The 16,829-nt window shown below is 41.4% G+C and carries 20 protein-coding genes; 6 read left to right on the top strand and 14 right to left on the bottom strand.

Annotation, left to right across the window (positions count from 1 at the left end; translation table 11 throughout):
• Positions 1 to 62: 62 nt before the first annotated feature.
• Both rseP and MTP09_RS01195 read right to left on the bottom strand, forming a co-directional pair.
• Entirely contained in the window at positions 63 to 1,400 is a 1,338-nt protein-coding gene (gene rseP / locus MTP09_RS01200) for an RIP metalloprotease RseP (protein WP_243549894.1), read from the bottom strand.
• A 257-nt stretch (positions 1,401 to 1,657) separates the two neighbouring features.
• A complete protein-coding gene (locus tag MTP09_RS01195; protein ID WP_243549892.1) occupies positions 1,658 to 2,098 on the bottom strand; it encodes a DUF6646 family protein in 441 nt (146 codons plus the stop codon).
• A 363-nt stretch (positions 2,099 to 2,461) separates the two neighbouring features.
• Between MTP09_RS01195 and MTP09_RS01190 the strand changes: the two genes are divergently transcribed.
• Positions 2,462 to 3,223 carry an amidohydrolase gene (locus MTP09_RS01190; protein ID WP_243549890.1) on the top strand — a complete coding sequence of 254 codons (762 nt, stop codon included), beginning with the start codon at positions 2,462 to 2,464 and terminating at the stop codon, positions 3,221 to 3,223.
• Here the strand turns inward: MTP09_RS01190 and MTP09_RS01185 are convergent.
• From MTP09_RS01185 to MTP09_RS01130, 12 genes are all read right to left on the bottom strand, one after another.
• On the bottom strand, positions 3,220 to 3,522 hold the full coding sequence (locus tag MTP09_RS01185; protein ID WP_243549888.1) for a thioredoxin family protein: 303 nt from the start codon (positions 3,520 to 3,522) through the stop codon (positions 3,220 to 3,222). The two genes, MTP09_RS01190 and MTP09_RS01185, sit on opposite strands and share 4 nt — an antisense overlap.
• 64 nt (positions 3,523 to 3,586) lie before the next feature.
• Positions 3,587 to 3,793: a hypothetical protein gene (locus MTP09_RS01180; RefSeq protein ID WP_243549886.1), complete on the bottom strand. Its 207-nt coding sequence runs from the start codon at positions 3,791 to 3,793 to the stop codon at positions 3,587 to 3,589.
• The gene (locus MTP09_RS01175; RefSeq protein ID WP_243549884.1) at positions 3,790 to 4,101 is read right to left on the bottom strand and encodes a rhodanese-like domain-containing protein; all 312 of its coding nucleotides are present in this window, start codon (positions 4,099 to 4,101) and stop codon (positions 3,790 to 3,792) included. The genes MTP09_RS01180 and MTP09_RS01175 overlap by 4 nt, the downstream gene beginning before the upstream one ends.
• Positions 4,094 to 4,306, bottom strand: a complete 213-nt coding sequence (locus tag MTP09_RS01170) for a DUF6132 family protein (RefSeq protein ID WP_243549882.1) — start codon at positions 4,304 to 4,306, stop codon at positions 4,094 to 4,096. The genes MTP09_RS01175 and MTP09_RS01170 overlap by 8 nt, the downstream gene beginning before the upstream one ends.
• On the bottom strand, positions 4,306 to 4,677 hold the full coding sequence (locus MTP09_RS01165; RefSeq protein ID WP_243549880.1) for a rhodanese-like domain-containing protein: 372 nt from the start codon (positions 4,675 to 4,677) through the stop codon (positions 4,306 to 4,308). Before MTP09_RS01165 ends, MTP09_RS01170 begins: the two co-directional genes overlap by 1 nt.
• Positions 4,674 to 6,086 (bottom strand): MBL fold metallo-hydrolase, encoded by a 1,413-nt coding sequence (locus MTP09_RS01160; RefSeq protein WP_243549878.1) that lies wholly within the window; start codon positions 6,084 to 6,086, stop codon positions 4,674 to 4,676. The genes MTP09_RS01165 and MTP09_RS01160 overlap by 4 nt, the downstream gene beginning before the upstream one ends.
• A gap of 82 nt (positions 6,087 to 6,168) precedes the next feature.
• Positions 6,169 to 6,549, bottom strand: coding sequence for a hypothetical protein (locus MTP09_RS01155; RefSeq protein WP_243549876.1), 381 nt, complete (start codon positions 6,547 to 6,549; stop codon positions 6,169 to 6,171).
• A 2-nt stretch (positions 6,550 to 6,551) separates the two neighbouring features.
• Positions 6,552 to 7,352, bottom strand: a complete 801-nt coding sequence (locus tag MTP09_RS01150) for a sulfite exporter TauE/SafE family protein (protein WP_243549874.1) — start codon at positions 7,350 to 7,352, stop codon at positions 6,552 to 6,554.
• 76 nt (positions 7,353 to 7,428) lie between these two features.
• Positions 7,429 to 7,872 carry a hypothetical protein gene (locus tag MTP09_RS01145; RefSeq protein ID WP_243549872.1) on the bottom strand — a complete coding sequence of 148 codons (444 nt, stop codon included), beginning with the start codon at positions 7,870 to 7,872 and terminating at the stop codon, positions 7,429 to 7,431.
• Positions 7,873 to 8,001: 129 nt separating this feature from the next.
• Complete coding sequence (locus MTP09_RS01140; RefSeq protein WP_243549870.1) at positions 8,002 to 9,993, bottom strand: TonB-dependent receptor plug domain-containing protein; 1,992 nt, start codon at positions 9,991 to 9,993, stop codon at positions 8,002 to 8,004.
• Between the two features lie 60 nt (positions 9,994 to 10,053).
• Entirely contained in the window at positions 10,054 to 10,911 is an 858-nt protein-coding gene (locus tag MTP09_RS01135; protein ID WP_243549869.1) for a hypothetical protein, read from the bottom strand.
• An 88-nt stretch (positions 10,912 to 10,999) separates the two neighbouring features.
• The gene (locus MTP09_RS01130; RefSeq protein ID WP_243549867.1) at positions 11,000 to 11,362 is read right to left on the bottom strand and encodes a hypothetical protein; all 363 of its coding nucleotides are present in this window, start codon (positions 11,360 to 11,362) and stop codon (positions 11,000 to 11,002) included.
• A 350-nt stretch (positions 11,363 to 11,712) separates the two neighbouring features.
• Between MTP09_RS01130 and MTP09_RS01125 the strand changes: the two genes are divergently transcribed.
• From MTP09_RS01125 to MTP09_RS01105, 5 genes are all read left to right on the top strand, one after another.
• The gene (locus MTP09_RS01125; protein ID WP_243549865.1) at positions 11,713 to 13,236 is read left to right on the top strand and encodes a helicase HerA-like domain-containing protein; all 1,524 of its coding nucleotides are present in this window, start codon (positions 11,713 to 11,715) and stop codon (positions 13,234 to 13,236) included.
• 83 nt (positions 13,237 to 13,319) lie between these two features.
• Positions 13,320 to 14,543, top strand: a complete 1,224-nt coding sequence (locus tag MTP09_RS01120; protein WP_243549863.1) for a 3'-5' exonuclease — start codon at positions 13,320 to 13,322, stop codon at positions 14,541 to 14,543.
• Positions 14,544 to 15,047: 504 nt separating this feature from the next.
• On the top strand, positions 15,048 to 16,247 hold the full coding sequence (lysA, locus tag MTP09_RS01115) for a diaminopimelate decarboxylase (protein ID WP_243549861.1): 1,200 nt from the start codon (positions 15,048 to 15,050) through the stop codon (positions 16,245 to 16,247).
• 54 nt (positions 16,248 to 16,301) lie between these two features.
• On the top strand, positions 16,302 to 16,457 hold the full coding sequence (locus tag MTP09_RS01110; protein WP_243549860.1) for a hypothetical protein: 156 nt from the start codon (positions 16,302 to 16,304) through the stop codon (positions 16,455 to 16,457).
• A gap of 21 nt (positions 16,458 to 16,478) precedes the next feature.
• Complete coding sequence (locus tag MTP09_RS01105) at positions 16,479 to 16,793, top strand: energy transducer TonB (protein WP_243549858.1); 315 nt, start codon at positions 16,479 to 16,481, stop codon at positions 16,791 to 16,793.
• Positions 16,794 to 16,829: the final 36 nt, after the last annotated feature.

Here is a 16,829-nt window from a genome sequence, read left to right as displayed (position 1 = left end):
GCTTTTAGCGTTTGCAAATATAAAAACTTTTTTGCTCCTGCCAAAATATTTTTAGAAAATTTCTAAAATTTTCCGGTAATCCATTTTACGATGTCGTTTCCGAAGATCAGTACCATTAATCCCAAAAGGAAAATAACGCCGATCATCTGCGCATGCTCCAATACTTTCTGCGGAACAGGTTTCCCCGTGATAATTTCCCATAGCGTAAACATCACGTGACCGCCATCAAGTCCCGGAATCGGGATTAAGTTTAGGAAAGCGAGCCATACCGAGAACATCGCGGTGAAACTCCAGAAAAATTCCCAGTTGATTGTTTCAGGCATCTGCTTGATGATCCCGATCGGTCCGGAAACTTTTTTGTAACCCTGCGTTTTGCTGTTGAACACGATCTTGAACTGCTTCACCTGCATCGTCAGAACATCGATAGTCCTTTGGAAACCTCTCGGAATTGCTTCAAGCAGGGAATAGTTTTTGGTGACTTGCGTTTTTTCAAACTCCTTTTGTGCAACATCGGTATCGGTGGAAAAACCCAATTTGCCTTTATCGTCAACTTTCACCTCAATTTTCTGCGGCGTATTGTTTCTTTCAATATCTAAAGAAATGTTCTGATTCTTAAATTTGGAAAGTTCATCCGACAGCTGGTCGAAGTACTGAACCGGCTTTCCATTAATCCCAACAATTTTATCACCTTTAATTAAACCGGCAGCTTTTGCGGTTCCGTTGGGAAGCAAACTGTCGATCACCGCAGGAAAACGTGGCCCGAAATAAGCTTTCGCCTCGCTTTGTGCTAAAACTTCCGCTACACCATCTTCATTGATTGGGAAAGTCACTTCCTTTCCGTCACGAAGAACGGTCGCCTCGTTTGCAAATAGCATATTGATGGTGGAAGTTTCCATTCTTTCAGCGGGTTTACCGTCGATTTTAAGGATCTTGTCTCCCGGTTGTAATCCCATTTTTTTACCCGCATCGGAAACCGCCACTCCATTCTCGAATTTAGAATTATCGTGGAAGCTCTCCCCTTTAAAATAACTTAATGACGAATAAATAAACCACGCCAAAAAGAAATTTACGGTAACACCACCCAACATAATGATCAACCTTTGCCAAGCTGGTTTGCTACGGAATTCCCAAGGTTCAGCGGGTTTCTTGAGCTGTTCGGTGTCCATGCTTTCGTCAACCATTCCTGCGATTTTCACGTAACCGCCGAAAGGAAGCCAACCGATTCCGTATTCGGTATCGCCGATTTTTTTCTTTACGATAGAAAACCAGGGATCAAAAAAGAGGTAGAATTTTTCGACTTTTGTCTTGAAATATTTTGCTGGAATAAAATGCCCGAGTTCATGAAGGATCACAAGGATCGAGATGCTCAAAATGAACTGGAATAACTGTATTAATGTCATTGAATATTATTGATAAATAAAGATTTGCGAAGATACGAATTATCAAAAGCATGCCAAACAAAAAGGTCCCCGATTTGAGAACCTTTTGTCATTAAGAGCTTGTTTAAAGTTTCAAAATAAACCTAAATTTGATTACCCCGACCCTAAAAGGAGCAAATTCAGGTTTATTTTGAAGGAAATTTTCCTCCCTTTAGGGACTGGGTAAAGAAAATTTCCGAGACGAATTTCGCTTAAATGAAATATGGACTTTGTTTTACTTAGAAATTGTAGGACACTCCCAAACTTCCGTTGTTTCCGACTTCGGCGAACGCGCCCCAATTCTGGGTAAAGAAATATCTTGCACCGAGATGCACTCCCAAACCGAAATCCCTGCCGAGAACTCCGAGATTTACTCCGGGATAAATATCCCATTGATCGGGAAGCTGCAGCGCTTCTTTCAAGTGAAAATTCACGCGTCCGAAAGCGAAGACATTATTTCCGATGTCGTTGTTTCGGTATCCGTCGAAATAGAAATTCAGACCCGCTCCCAACGAAATCAGATTCGTAATCCCATAATCATAAGTCGCGGTAATTCCCGTTCCGTATCCCCACAAATTCATTCCCAGCTGAACTTTCTGGTCTCCTTTCCCGTTCCACGCCTGTGCAGAAATTCCGCCGCTGAATAGCATTAACATCACAATTACAATAATCCTTTTCATATTTTACAATTTATTTCTGTTGTACATTTAGGGCAAACTAATCCCCGTCTAAAATCCTATTTTTATTAAAACATTGTGTAGCATTGTTAAACGAAGTGCCGTTGTATAGCTTAAAAAATTTGAACATAGAAAATAATATTTCTTTGCGAACATTGCGAGAAATAATACTCGCAAAGCCAGACAAAGCATAATTAACATTTTGCTTCATTTAATTAGATAAACCAAGGCGCTATCGCTTATTTAAGATACACAAAGATACCAGTACACGATAGGGAACTTAATTCATTTGTTTTTGGATCACGTTTATATTAACGCATATTTTCCGTAATTTCGTATGCTTATCAACGCTTCAATAAAGGTAAAATGAATAATCTGGTCATCAAAGGTCTGAACCTCAACATCCAATGGAAAAAGAAAAATGAGAATTTCGAAATTATCGAAACCGCTTTTAATGATGAAGTTGCCGACATTTTCGTGCTACCCGAAATGTTTTCCACAGGTTTCTGTATGGAACCGCAAGAAGTTGCCGACCGAAACCAGGAGTCGCTGAACTGGCTGAAAACATTTGCCCAAAAGAAAAATGCCGCGGTTTGCGGAAGTGCATCGATTGAAGAAAATGGAAGATTCCTTAACCGATTCTATTTCGTGGAACCCGACGGAACTTACCACTACTACGACAAAAGACACCTGTTTTCGTATTCCGGTGAAGATAAAGTGTACACTCCGGGAAAAGAAAAAACCATCATGAATTACAAAGGATGGCGGATTCTGCTGCAGGTTTGCTACGATTTGCGCTTCCCGGTTTTTGCGAGAAATAATGATGATTACGACGCAATTCTATACGTCGCAAACTGGCCGGAAACAAGAATCGATGCCTGGAAAACTTTGTTAAAAGCGAGAGCCATCGAGAATCTATCCTACGTTTTTGGCTTGAACCGAATCGGTACCGATGGAAATAATTTAAACTACCCCGAAAGTTCCTATTGTTTTTTTGCTGACGGAAGCGTTGTCTCCGAGGTGAAAAACGACGTTGTTTCGATAGAATGGGATTTGGAAAAACTACAGAAATTCCGTGAAAAATTCCAGTTTTTGAATGACCGGGATCGCTTTAGAATTGAAGATTAATTGGCAAAACTCTTCAGCAGATTCGTCAAGGTATTCACGTCGTGAACGCCGCTTTCTTTCCACAACAGGTCTCCGTTTTTGAAAACCGCTAAAGTGGGAACACCGCGAACTCCGTATTCCGCAGCGATTGCCGGAAACTGATCCACGTCAATTTTGACGATTCTGGCAAGTTCGCCAACATTTTCCTTCACCGTTGTTAATACCGAAGACTGCACTTTACACGGACCGCACCACGTTGCAAAAAAGTCGATTAACACTGGTCTTTCGGAATTGATGAGTTCTTTGAATTTTTGGGACATATCGGAGGTTTGAAGTTTTAAGTTTGAGGTTTTAAGTTCTGTTTCAGGTTTCAAGTTTCAAGTTTCATGTAGATTCACTATTGTTTTTTTCTGTAGGAATTTCGCAGTTACCGGAAGCGCATCCGAACTGAAAAACCGCCATTGCGACAAAGTACAGTCCGAACGGAATCATCCACCACACTCTGTCGTTTACGGCGACCAACACGAAGAAAACCCCTCCAATCAAATAGAAAGTCCTTCTCAGATTCCAGTTTTGAAAAAGTGTTTTCATGAGTTCAGTTTGTTTTGAAGCGAGCTCCAACCGCCGCCATTATACACTTCGAAACCGTTCTCCATTAAAATAGATTTCGCCGAAGCACTTCTCATTCCGCTTGCACAGCACGTAATTACAGGTTTTTTCTGGTCGAGCTTTTTCATTTGGCTACGCAAATCCTGAAGCGGGATATTTTTCGAGTTTCGGATGTGTCCACCTGCAAACTCCGCTTTGGTGCGCACATCGACAATCTGGGCTCCATTTTGGATTAGCTCTTTGTAGTCGACCGATTTTCCGGTAAACAGTTTTTTAAGAAAGTTAAGCATTCTCTTTGTTTTTCTTTGGACTTTCAAACATACTGAAAAGCAGGTAACCCATAAACATTCCGTAAAGCGACGAATTGACGGGTTTTGAGGTAATCGCACAGCTTCCCGTGTTGCAACCGATGAAGTGATAATAGGCGTAACCCAAGATTCCACCCACCATAACTCCAACGATTCCGAAACGGTATTTATTAATAAAATCTTTCATTATTTCTTTTGTTGAATGGCATTTACATTATCCAGCGTTTTTCCGGAATAGACGTTTTCAATACCATGTTTTCTTAAAATATCAATTGCCTGTTGCGCCTGAATTCCTCGGTTGCAGAAAAGGACAGTTTGTTTTTGCTTTCTGAAAAAATCCAGATTATTTTCAATTTCTGCCAATGGAATATTTACAGCATTTTTTGCGGTGCTCTGCTCAAACTCACCCGGTATTCTCACATCGACGATGGTTGTTTCGGGATTGTTGACCAATTCCACCATGTTCGGTCTTGGTTGCTCTGTTGTTGTAAATGCAGTTTTACACGAAATTAATAGGGTTGAAACCACCATTAAACTAAAAAGAATGCTGCTTTTCATGACGGCATTGTTTTACTTTGACACACGAAATCACTTTGTGGAACCGACGTTCCTTTAATCGCATTAAAGCCACCCTCAATCTCAGAAAAATTTCGGGTTCCTCTTGAATTCAGAATACTTGCAGCGATCATACTTCTGTATCCACCCGCACAATGGATGAAGAAATGTTCACCATCATTAATGGAATTCGCCCAATCGTTGATTTCGGAAAGAGGTCGGCTAAACGCGTCGTTCACGTGTGATGCGGCGTATTCCGAATTTTTTCTCACGTCGATTACTTTGGAGTTTTCACCAAACTTTTCAGCAAATTCTGCAGCGGTAATTCTATTGATTTGGTCAATTTCTTTCCCAGAATTTTTCCAGTTTTCAAAACCGCCTTTCAGGAATCCGAGCACATTGTCAAATCCAACTCTGGAAAGTCGTGTGATCGCCTCCTCTTCCGCACCTTCGTCGGTCACGAGCAAAATAGGTTGCTGTACATCAACAATCATTGCTCCAACCCACGGTGCAAAATCACCTTTTAATCCAATATTAATGGAATTCGGAACGAAACCTTTGTGGAAATCTGCCGCACTTCTCGTGTCCAAAATCAGCGCTCCGGAATCTTCGGCAACATTCTCAAAATCTTCAACTTCGATTGGCTGGTTTCCTTTTTTCAGCACGGTCTCGAAATTTTCGTAGCCCCCCTTGTTCATCGCGACATTCATTTCGAAATATTTCGGCGGCGCAGAAAGTCCGTCCAGAACTTCTCTCACAAATGATTCTTTATTCGGTTGATTAAGTGCGTAATTGGTTTTTTTCTGGTTCCCTAAAGTATCGACCGTTTCCTTCTGCATGTTTTTTCCACACGCAGAACCCGCTCCGTGTGCAGGATAAACCGTGATTTCATCGGAAAGCGGCATAATCTTGTTCTGCAAACTTTCATACAGAATTCCTGCCAGTTCTTCTTGGGTCATATTGGCAGCTTTCTGCGCCAAATCGGGTCTTCCCACATCACCGAGAAACAGCGTATCGCCACTGAAAATTGCGGTTTCTTTCCCGTCTTCATCGATGAGCAGGTAAGTTGCGCTTTCCATTGTGTGACCGGGAGTGTGAAGCACTTTGATCTTGATTTTTCCGATTTCAAAAACCTGGTTGTCTTCCGCAATAATCGCGTCGAACTCAGGTTTTGCGGTTGGTCCGTACACAATCGGTGCTCCGGTTTTTTTGGAAAGATCTACGTGTCCCGAAACAAAATCCGCATGGAAATGGGTTTCGAAAATATACTTGAGTTTTACATTGTCCTTCTCAAGACGGTCGGTGTAAGGTTTTGTTTCCCTTAAAGGATCGATAATTGCCGCCTCATTTTCGGAGACGATATAGTACGCTCCCTGTGCGAGACAACCTGTATATATTTGTTCTACTTTCATTATTTTCATTTAAATACCGACACAAAGTTCGGCAATAATTATACCTTTTATATATTGATTTTAACTTTTATGATTGAAACTATCAATGATCCGTATTTCTGTAATCAACGGCGTTTCCGGCTTTATCGGTGAGTTTCCCTGCAGTTCCGTCGTTGGTCATTTCCCACATGATTTCTTCACTGGTAAAGATTGGGTTTCCTTTAGCATTCGTCGTTTTTGCATTTAATTTCTGCTCACTTTCTCCTGCTTTCTGAAGTTTTACTGCAACTACTCCTCCTTCAGCATAATAGGTAACCGAAATTTCTTCTCCGGTATCGCTTTTCAAAACGACTGGTTTTTGTTCAAGACCAACTTCTCCCGAACCTTTCGCCGAAACTTCGCTGGATTCCTGACCGCTTGTTTCCTGTTTCTTGCACGCATTCAGAAGGAAAACCGACAAAACAATTACAAATAAGTTTTTCATATCTACGTATATTGGTTTAAAAATAATTCTTTAATAATGATGAAAATCCCCATCGCCAATACGATATAGCCGAAAAGGGGTTTCAGTTTTCTGCCGTCCATTTTCTTTGAGATTCCGATTCCGACAAAAATCCCCACAATGGAAAGCGCACTGAAAATCAGAAGGAAATTCCAGTCGTGACCCACCATCTGCATTGTGCTCACAAATCCCAAAATGGAATTCATCGAAATGATAAAGAGTGAGGTCGCGATGGCTCGTTTCATATTCAGACCGAGGAGCATTACCAAAGCTGGAACAATTAAAAATCCGCCTCCAGCTCCGATCAGTCCAGTAATAATCCCGACCAAAAGTCCCTGCGAAATCAGAATGGTGTAGTTGTTTTCGTGGTTCTTTCTCAGTCTTGGACGGTCGTTTTTTCGGATCATTTTGAATGCCGCAATCAGCATCAAAATCGAGAACAGCAACAGCAGGAACATGTCTTTCGTCAAAGTAATTCCCCACCGGTGAATGATGTAATGCGGAAGATTCGGCAATACCAACCGACGTGAAAAAATCACCCCTAAAATCGAGGGAATCCCAAAAGTAAACGCCGTGCGGAAATCCACCAAACCTTGCCGGATAAAACCTGTAGTTCCCACCAAACTCGTGACTCCCACCACAAAAAGCGAAAGCGCAGTTGCAGTAACCGCGTCGAATCCGAAGATGTAAACGAAAATCGGAACACTCAGAATACTTCCGCCACCACCGATCAGTCCCATAACGAGACCGATGATTATTGCAGAAAGATAGCCTATGATTTCCATAATTTTCAGCAAAGTTAAACCTTATTCCGAAACCATACCGTGACCAAAGTTACACAGATTATCGGCGAGGTTTACTTTAGCCAAATGCCAGAATTTCATGGGTTTTGTCGCCAATCTTCACGGTTTCGCCAACTTTCTTTCCCTTTAACTTTCCAAAAATCGGTGCTTCCTCGGAAAAGGAGATCACGTCTTTGTCGCCCAATTGGAACGCAGGAACGGCAATTCCCACAAACAAAATATTCTTATCGGTTTCAATCACCGCGCCGTTTTCGATTTCGGGGTGGGACATCTTTTTCTCAATTTCCAGGAAGGCAAGGTTTTGCTCAGCTTCCGCCAACATTTTTTCGTAGCGCAGCTGCATATCTTTCGCCTGACTTACGTGCGAATAATCTTCGGCATCGTGGGTGCTTTCCTCATCCATATCTGCGGCAGTTCTGTATTCTTTTATAGTCGCCAAGAGGTTTTGTATCACCGCTTTCTGCTTCTCTATAATCTCGTTGATAATTTGATTCCGTTTCATAATATTCTCTTTGTATGTTAACAAATTTAATGAAAAAAACTCATTGATTTTTTCTGGAAATGATGACTTTCCGCAGCTGATTTATTTTGACAAGCCAGTTCTTATTAAAATGATTAAAACTCGAAGATTTTAGAAATTCACATTAATATTCACAAAAAGATTTCTTCCAGGTCGCGGAATTTTGTTCCAGTCGGAATAGGTGATGTAATATCTGTCGAAAATATTCTCCGCACCGATTTTGGTTAAAATTTTCATCCTGTCGAAATTGAACTGATAACCGACATTCGCATTGAAAACGGTAAAGTCTGGAGTTTCAGATTCGCCATAGATCGCCGCAAAATCACGATAACGCGTGTTCCCAAAAACCGAAACTTCCGACGACAACCTGTTTTTGTAATATTGCAAAGCCGACCTGTAGCTGAACGGACTCATAAAAGGAAGATTCTTGTTCTCAAAGTCTTTTCCGCGCGCATACTTGAGTTGGGAATTCCATTTCAGAAATGGGAAAAGCTGCACCTGCGAATCAAAACCGATATTTAGAATCGAAGCATAATCTAACGCGTCGTATTTTTTCACGCCGTGTGCGCCGATCGTCATTGGAGCGAGTCCATCCATGATTTTTCCTACGATATAGTTTGAAATATGGAAATAGGTCGATGATAATTTGGCAGAAAATTTCTCCCGGTTAATCCCGAAATGTACATTGGCCTCCAAAGAAGATTCGTTTTTCATATTGGGATTACCGACATAATCATACTTCTCAAAACTATTGAAAAGGTAAAATCCGTACCCTTCGGAAACCGAGGGCGCTCTGTCTCCGTAACCACCTCCGAAACCGAATTCAAGTTGATTATTCTCATAATGGTATTTCGCGGAAATGCTTTTGAGCAGACGGTTTTTCTGCGCTTCCATTTCGGGGTAGAAAATCTGCAAGCTGTTCAAACCAAATTCACTTTCCACTTTATTGGAATGAAAACCGAGCGATCCCGAAAGTTGCACCGAAGCTTTCGAGGTGACCAAAAAATGATCCTCCAAGAAAATTCCCTGAAAAAGTGTTCGAACTTGTGGCCACGTGTACATAAACATCAGCTTTTCATTAGAATTTGCAGGATACATCGTCATTTCGGCAGTCGAAAGATTAGAAAATCCGTTCAGATTCATTGTAAAATGATGGTCGGGAATTTCTGCAAAAAGTTGGGAATAATACCCGAAAGTTGTACTCCAACCCGGCATATCCATATGGATCGGAACAGCGGGACGTGTCGTGTCGTCCATTCTGTGGGTGATGTTGTTGTAGTAAATTTTGGTTTCCCAGTTGGTGATATAATTCGATGTCGGGATCAGCTGAAATTTCAGCGAGCCAATCAATGCTTCTGCAATTGAAACGTCCATTGGCAATGCAGGATAACCGACATCCGTGGCTTTGTCGTAAATCACTGATGCTTCGAGGATTTTGTTGCTACTGAGTTTTACACCGGAAGTTCCCGAAACATTAAACTTTCTAAATTGGGAAAACGGGATCTCGATATTTTTTCCCGATTTGTAATTCTCGGCGTCTCTCGACATAAAGTTGACGTCGGTATAGAATTTCGGCGATTTGTAACCAGTGGATGCTCCAAAGATCTTCTGTTGGTTCACTGACTCAAACCCTGAATTCACACCAAAGTTCCATTTTTTTTCACCGAAACCGATCTTGCTTCTGACCAGATCCACAGAACCACCGATCGAGTTCCCCTGAAAACTCCCTTCCTGTCCTGAACTGATGACCGCTTCAGACAAATTGGAAACCTCAACATAGGAAGTCACTGGATCCATCTTGTCGGTACACGCGCCGAAAATCCTCATTCCGTCGATGGTCACGATGGTTCTTTCGGTCGCCATATTGTTTACCAGCGGTTCCCATGCGTACGCGCCGCGCTTGATCATTTCGATTTTCGTGGATTTCTGCAGGTATTCGTCAAGCGAACCGAGCGGTTTCGATTCCTTGGTCGGAATATTGTTGGTCCCAATCACGATTACTTCCTGAATCGACGATTGTTTCAGAGAATCGGAACCGACTTCCTGTGCAGAAATATTCAAATAAAACGCTGACAACAAAACCAGCGGAATGGCTTTTTTCATGGATTTAAAATTTGGTGAAAAGCAATGCCAAATCTTCTGGCATTGCTTTCAGAAAAACTCTTAGAACTCGATTTCGAAAAACAGACTGCTTTCAGGATTCGTATCGGTAACCGGTTCACCTTTCAGAACGGTTCCGTCGGCTTTTGTCAGTTGCAGGTTGAGTTTCCAGTAACCGGTCATCGTCAATGAAAGCTTTCCGAAATACAAACCTCCGTTTGCGGTTTGCTTTGCATCGACATTATTTGGCGAACTGTGATTTCCCATTCCGGGCATTCTCGGATCGAGTTTCACGGTAAGTCCGTCTGCAACAGGAAAATTCATCATGTCCTGCATTTTCCAAGCTCCAACTACCCAATCGTTGACTGCCACTTTTGGAGTTCTAGGTTCGATATAAGCCACGATGTATCGGGCGTTGTCGCTTCCCAAAAAGGAATTAACGCGTCTTTTTGTAGAATCGGGAACGTCCACCACCGTTGTTGCGGTATATGCAGTTCCATTAATGGTATAATCAAATTTCACATCCCAATATTCTGACGTGTTTTGCGGCATCTGGAAAACGAGGTAACCTTCGTACAGAGTTCCATCCGCTGTAACTTTGGTAACCGCAGATTTCGGTCCCGAATGTGACATCGAATTCATGTGCATTACATGGTTCCAGTTTACGGTCGCATTTTTTTCGTATTGATTGGTGGATTTGTTCTTAATCCTAAATTTCAAGTGGTTAAATCCTAACTGAGTCGTTCCCGTCACGGTGTAAAGTTCAATAGTGTGGGTATCGTTGGAAAATTCTTTTACTTTAAGAAGTCCTTCCAGTTCGTTGGTTGTCGGTGGAGTTACAGGATCATCTGTGGTTCTGCAGGATACGAAGAATAGGGACATCGCAATAAATGCAATGAATATTTTAATTGAAAATTTCATTTTTTTAAATTTTTGAATGTGAGGAAAGAATTAAAGTCCTTAAAACTTTAAGAAAGATAATTCCGTGAAAAAACAGTGAATCAAAAATTTAAGCTTGTGGCGGGTCTGGAAGAATAATGAAAAACCCATTCTGCAAATCGAAATTTGAGATGGCGTGAATTTTATTGGATTCCCTAAAAGAAGGGACTTTCTCGAAATTAAACGCTACAGGTGGATTGGGTAAGATGTTGAACTCGAAACTGTATTTCAGCAGCTTGAAAGGTGAAGTGCTTTTTTCGCTTTCCTTTTTCATCTGACATTTTCCGTGGCAATCCATTTCGGGTTTCGCTTTGTTTTCACAATGAACCTCATAGAAATCGCGGTTAATTTGATAATCAACCAAGATCAGCGAGTTCTGGAAACTTGCCATAAAAATGAGTGTGGACAATATGGTGAGAAAAAATCCTTTCATTTGACTGTTCAAATTTAAGACTTTTAAATCCTAATTAAAAAATGATTTTCATCATTTGCCAAAAATACAAACCTTTTCGAAAGATTTTCGACCTCCGAGAATTTTGCTACGAAATCGAAGATTCGACGGAGTCAATGCACGCATGAATTCTTCTAAAAAAATTAACTCAAAGACTTTCGTTCATCACTCACAATTTAGTATCGCAGAGTCAATGATTGTATCATCATTTTTAACGATCTCTCGAGAATTGATATTATTTGCGCCACCCTTTTTCTTGGCTTTTATTCTTTTTAAAAACATAGAATTGCGGCAATATTTTTTATCTTTATCCTTTCAAACAAATTCAAGAAATGGCAGACAAAGCGAAATTCATTCAGGAACTTTCAGCAAGATACGCCCCAAAAGGCGAGTTCATCACATTAGGAAAAGGGATGCTCGACGGCGAAGTGGTAACCGAAGTTGACGTAACCATCCCACTGAAAACCATCAACCGACACGGACTGATCGCAGGTGCAACCGGAACCGGAAAGACCAAAACACTACAGGTTTTTGTGGAACAGCTTTCTAAGGCAGGAGTTCCGTCGCTGGTTCTCGACATAAAGGGCGATTTCTCGGGAATTGCAGAACCTGGAGTTGAAAACGCGATTATTCAGGAAAGGTATGCGAAAACAGGATTCGCTTTTCAGCCACAAAATTTTCCCGTGGAACTGATGTCGATTTCAGGAGAAAAAGGAGTGAAACTTCGCGCAACCGTTACCGAATTCGGACCCATTCTTTTGGGAAAAATCCTCGAACTGAACGATACGCAGCAAAGCATTCTTTCGATTGTCTTTAAATATTGTGACGATAAAGGTTTGCCACTGATCGACCTTGACGATTTGAAAAAAGTATTGCAGTACGTAACCGATGCAAACGGCGGAAAAGCCGATCTGGCGCAGAACTACGGAAATATTGCACCCGCTTCTTTTGGCGCGATTCTGCGCTCGATCGTCGCTTTGGAGCAACAGGGAGCAGCTCAGTTTTTTGGCGAACCAAGTTTTGATGTGTACGATCTTCTTGCACAGGAAGGCGACAAAGGCGTCGTAAATATTCTGCGTGTTGGTGATATTCAGAACAAACCGCAGCTGTTTTCGACTTTTATGCTTTCGCTTTTTGCGGAAATTTATTTGACATTCCCGGAAGAAGGAGATTCGGGAAAACCGAAACTCGTACTCTTTATCGATGAGGCGCATTTGATTTTTAATGAAGCTTCAAAAGCACTTCTGAACCAGATCGAAACGATGGTGAAACTCATCCGTTCGAAAGGAGTCGGGATTTATTTCATCACGCAAATTCCAGGGGATGTACCGGAAAATGTGCTTTCGCAATTGGGTTTAAAAATTCAGCACGCGCTTCGTGGATTTACCGCAAAAGACAGAAAAGAAATCGACAAAGCGGTCGAAAACTATCCGATTACCGAATATTATAATGCGGGGCAACTCATCCAGAATCTGGGAATCGGTGAAGCATTTGTCACGGCGCTCGACGAGAAGGGAATTCCGACGCCATTGGTTCAAACCTATTTGATCTCGCCCGAATCGAGAATGGATATTCTGACTCCCGCAGAAGTTGACGAACTGACCTCTAATTCCGAGTTGGTTGCCAAATACGAAACCGCCGTCAACAAAGAATCTGCGTACGAAATGTTGGCCAACAGAATGGAAGCCGCGGTGCAAAATGCAGCACCTGAACAAACTGTGAAACCTACGAAACCGGAACCCGGAATGTTTGAGCAGGTGATGAAATCAAGCGCAGGAAGGACTTTCACCAATATTGTGGTGCGTGAAGCAACCAACGCATTTCTCGGAATGATTGGGATTAAGAAAAGAAGGTAAAATTTTGCAGTCAGCTTTAGGCGTTTCGCAATCAGTAATTTGGTTGTTGAAGGCAGAATGCTGAATGCCGAAAGCAACTAAGAATGTATTCAGTAATCGATATAGAGAGCAACGGAGCGGGTTTCAGGAAGGAAAGCATTATTGAAATCGCGATTTACAGATATGATGGTCATGAAATTACCGACCAGTTTATCTCGCTGGTCAATCCGCAAAGTGATATCACACCTTTTGTACAGAAACTGACCAAAATTTCGCCAAAAATGGTTAAAACCGCCCCGAAATTCCACGAAATCGCAAAAAGAGTCGTTGAAATTACTGACGGCACCACTTTGGTCGGTCACAACATCGATTTCGATTACAGAATGCTTCGACAGGAATTCAAACGATTGGGTTACGAATTCAAAATCAATACTTTAGACACGATTCCTTTAGCCAAAAAACTGATTCCCGAAGCGGAGAGTTACTCTTTGGGAAAACTGGTGAAATCCTTAGGAATTCCATTAACCGACCAACACAGAGCGGGAGGCGACGCACGCGCAACTTTGGATCTGTTCAAAGTTCTGGTAACGAAAGACAAAGATTCGGAGATTATCCAGCAGCAGTTTGACGAGCTCAACTCCAAAACTTACCTCAACAAAGTTCGCGACCTCACCCAGGATTTGCCTGCAGAAAGAGGAATTATCTATTTTCAAAACTCGGATGGGAAGATAATCTACTCTGATTTTGTTGATGATCTGAACAAATTTTCGAAATCGGTATTCAGTTCCAAATCCAAACGCTGGGAAAAAATTCAGGGTGAAACCGAACACTTAAGTTACGACCTCACCGGAAACGCAATCCTCGCCAAACTGATGATGAAGACGAAAGGTCTGCGAAAACGCGAATCGCTTCCATTTGGACTTTACCACAAAAACGGAAAATATTTCGCAGAGAAGATTTCGGGCAACCGCGAAGAAAAACCGCTGCTGAAATTCAAGTCGTTTACACAAGGTTTAAAAGCCGTTAATTTCATTAATGAAAACGAACAGTTTGCCGATCCCGAACAGCTCAAAAAGCAACTCTCTCTGAAGAAGCGAAACGAAATGTGGCTTTCAACGGGCAGAACTTTGGGCGAGAAATCCTTCATCCTCTTTGAACAAGGGAAAATTACCGCCTATGGTTTTTATGAATTCCATACCCAGATCCAGACTGCAAAAAAAATCAGGCAGCTGAAAATTGAGGTCACTTCACCGACATTTGATTTGGCAAATGATTTACAGCTCGGACTTTTACGGGGAGATTTTAAAATTCAACCGCTTCCTAAATAGGTTTATTGCAAAAATTCTACATTTAGAACTTCAAACTTTAAGAAAAGAAAAAAGTGAAGTGGTTAGTTTCACTGAAAAATCCTCGTAATCTCCGAAACCTGCGAGAAAAAAACGCAGAGTTTATTTTCAATTTCACTTTATTTTAAGCCGTCAAAGTTCTTCCGCTAAAGCGGATTGCTGAAGCGGTCGCTTCATCAGCGGATTTATCCGCAATCTTGGCTTACTTAAATAATGATTGGCAAGATGAAATCTTTGCCGTTAGAATATTGAGTCGTGCATTTATGGAGATTGCTTTCCATCGACTTCGCTCAGGACAGGCGTTTCCTCGCAATGACATATTTGCTCAACTGAGAGAAAAAAAATATATAACTTTGCACGTCGTTTTTTGAACTCACTCAATGCATTATTGGAAACTTCTTTGAGAAACTTCAAACTTCAAACTTCAAACTTCAAACTTCAAACTTCAAACTTCAACTTCAAACTTCAAACTTTAAACTTTCTAAAGTGACTAACAAAGACTTATTAAAAATAGCCGAAAAATTTGGTACTCCGACCTACGTTTACGATGCGGAATCCATCAAGACCCAATACGAAAAACTGACTTCGTCTTTCCATAAAACCACTCGGTTTTTTTATGCGTGCAAAGCGCTTTCGAACATCAACATCCTGAAATACGTTCAGAGTTTGGGCGCAAATTTAGACTGCGTTTCCATCAACGAGGTGAAATTGGGACTGAAAGCAGGTTTCGAATCCAAGAAAATCCTTTTTACCCCAAACTGCGTCGATCTTGCAGAAATCGAAGAAGCGATGGAACTCGGCGTACATATCAACATCGACAATATCTCGATTCTTGAGCAGTTCGGAAACAAACACGGCGATTCCTACCCGATTTTTGTGAGAATTAATCCACACATTTTCGCTGGCGGAAACTATAAGATTTCTACAGGACATATCGATTCCAAATTCGGAATTTCTATCCACCAACTCCGTCATATTGAGAGAGTTATGAAAACTACTGGGATTAATGTAGAAGGACTTCATATGCACACAGGAAGCGAGATCAAGGATCCAGACGTTTTTCTTCAGGGACTGGAAATTATGTTCGAACTGGCTGAACATTTCCCGAATCTGAAATACCTCGATATGGGAAGTGGTTTCAAAGTTCCGTACCAAGACGGCGAAATGGAAACCGACGTAAAGGAACTCGGCAAAAAAGTTGAAAAAGCAATAGCTGATTTCTCGAAAAGTTCGGGCAAGAAATTTGAGCTTTGGTTTGAGCCAGGAAAATTTTTAGTGAGCAAAAGCGGCCATCTTTTGGTAAAGACCAATGTCATCAAACATACGACAGCAACGGTTTTTGCGGGAATCAATTCTGGTTTCAACCACTTGATCCGACCGATGTTTTACGATTCTTACCATAAAATCGAAAACATTTCAAATCCGAAAGCTCCTGAAAGAATCTACACCGTGGTAGGGAATATCTGCGAAACCGACACTTTCGCGTGGGACCGAAAAATCACCGAAATCCGTGAAGGAGATATTTTGGTTTTCAGAAATGCGGGCGCTTACGGATTTGAGATGAGTTCTAATTTCAACTCACGGCTAAAACCTGCGGAAATTCTGTTTCTGAACGGAAAAGCCCACCACATCAGAAAACGCGACGAATTTGAAGATCTGCTGAAAAATCAGATTGAAGTTTTGTAAAATTTCACCCTCAATTAAAGTGAATTTCGTAACTTTAACTTTTAAATCAAAGTTATGAAAAGACTGTTTTTATTGCTGTTTTTTTTCTCGGCATTTTTCAACGCCCAGGAAATTGAGGATCTGCAGGAAGGATATTTTTTCTCGGAGGGAACCAACAGTTTTTACCGGGTCGATATCAAGAAACCTTACGATTATTATAAGGTGAATTAGTGCGGTGAGAATTCAAATTTTGTGAGAGCTCAATATGAAGGTGGTGACGCAGCTTTCAGCAGGGAACTTTTCAAATATATTTCGGCTTATGTCGATAAGCAGGTTTATGTGGTGAACGGTAGTTTCTTCCTACACGTCGATATTGATGCGACGGGAAAAGTGAAACACCTTGAAGTAACCCCGAAAGTTGCCAACAGCGAAACCTTTATCAAAGATTTAACTTACGCCTTTAATAAGGTGAAGAAAAAATGGACTCCATCAAAATGTGACGGGACTCCTGTCGCTTCCAAAATCAGGATCCGCCTTAATTTTGTAACAGAAACCGCGGATTCGTAAATCTTGAGGGAAACTTTTGAAAACTTTGTGGCCATC

The sequence above is a fragment of the Chryseobacterium suipulveris genome, from assembly GCF_022811685.1.
In the GTDB taxonomy this organism is placed as follows: domain Bacteria; phylum Bacteroidota; class Bacteroidia; order Flavobacteriales; family Weeksellaceae; genus Kaistella; species Kaistella suipulveris.
Note: the sequence above shows the minus strand (reverse complement) of the source record. Positions and strands in the feature narration are given on the sequence as shown.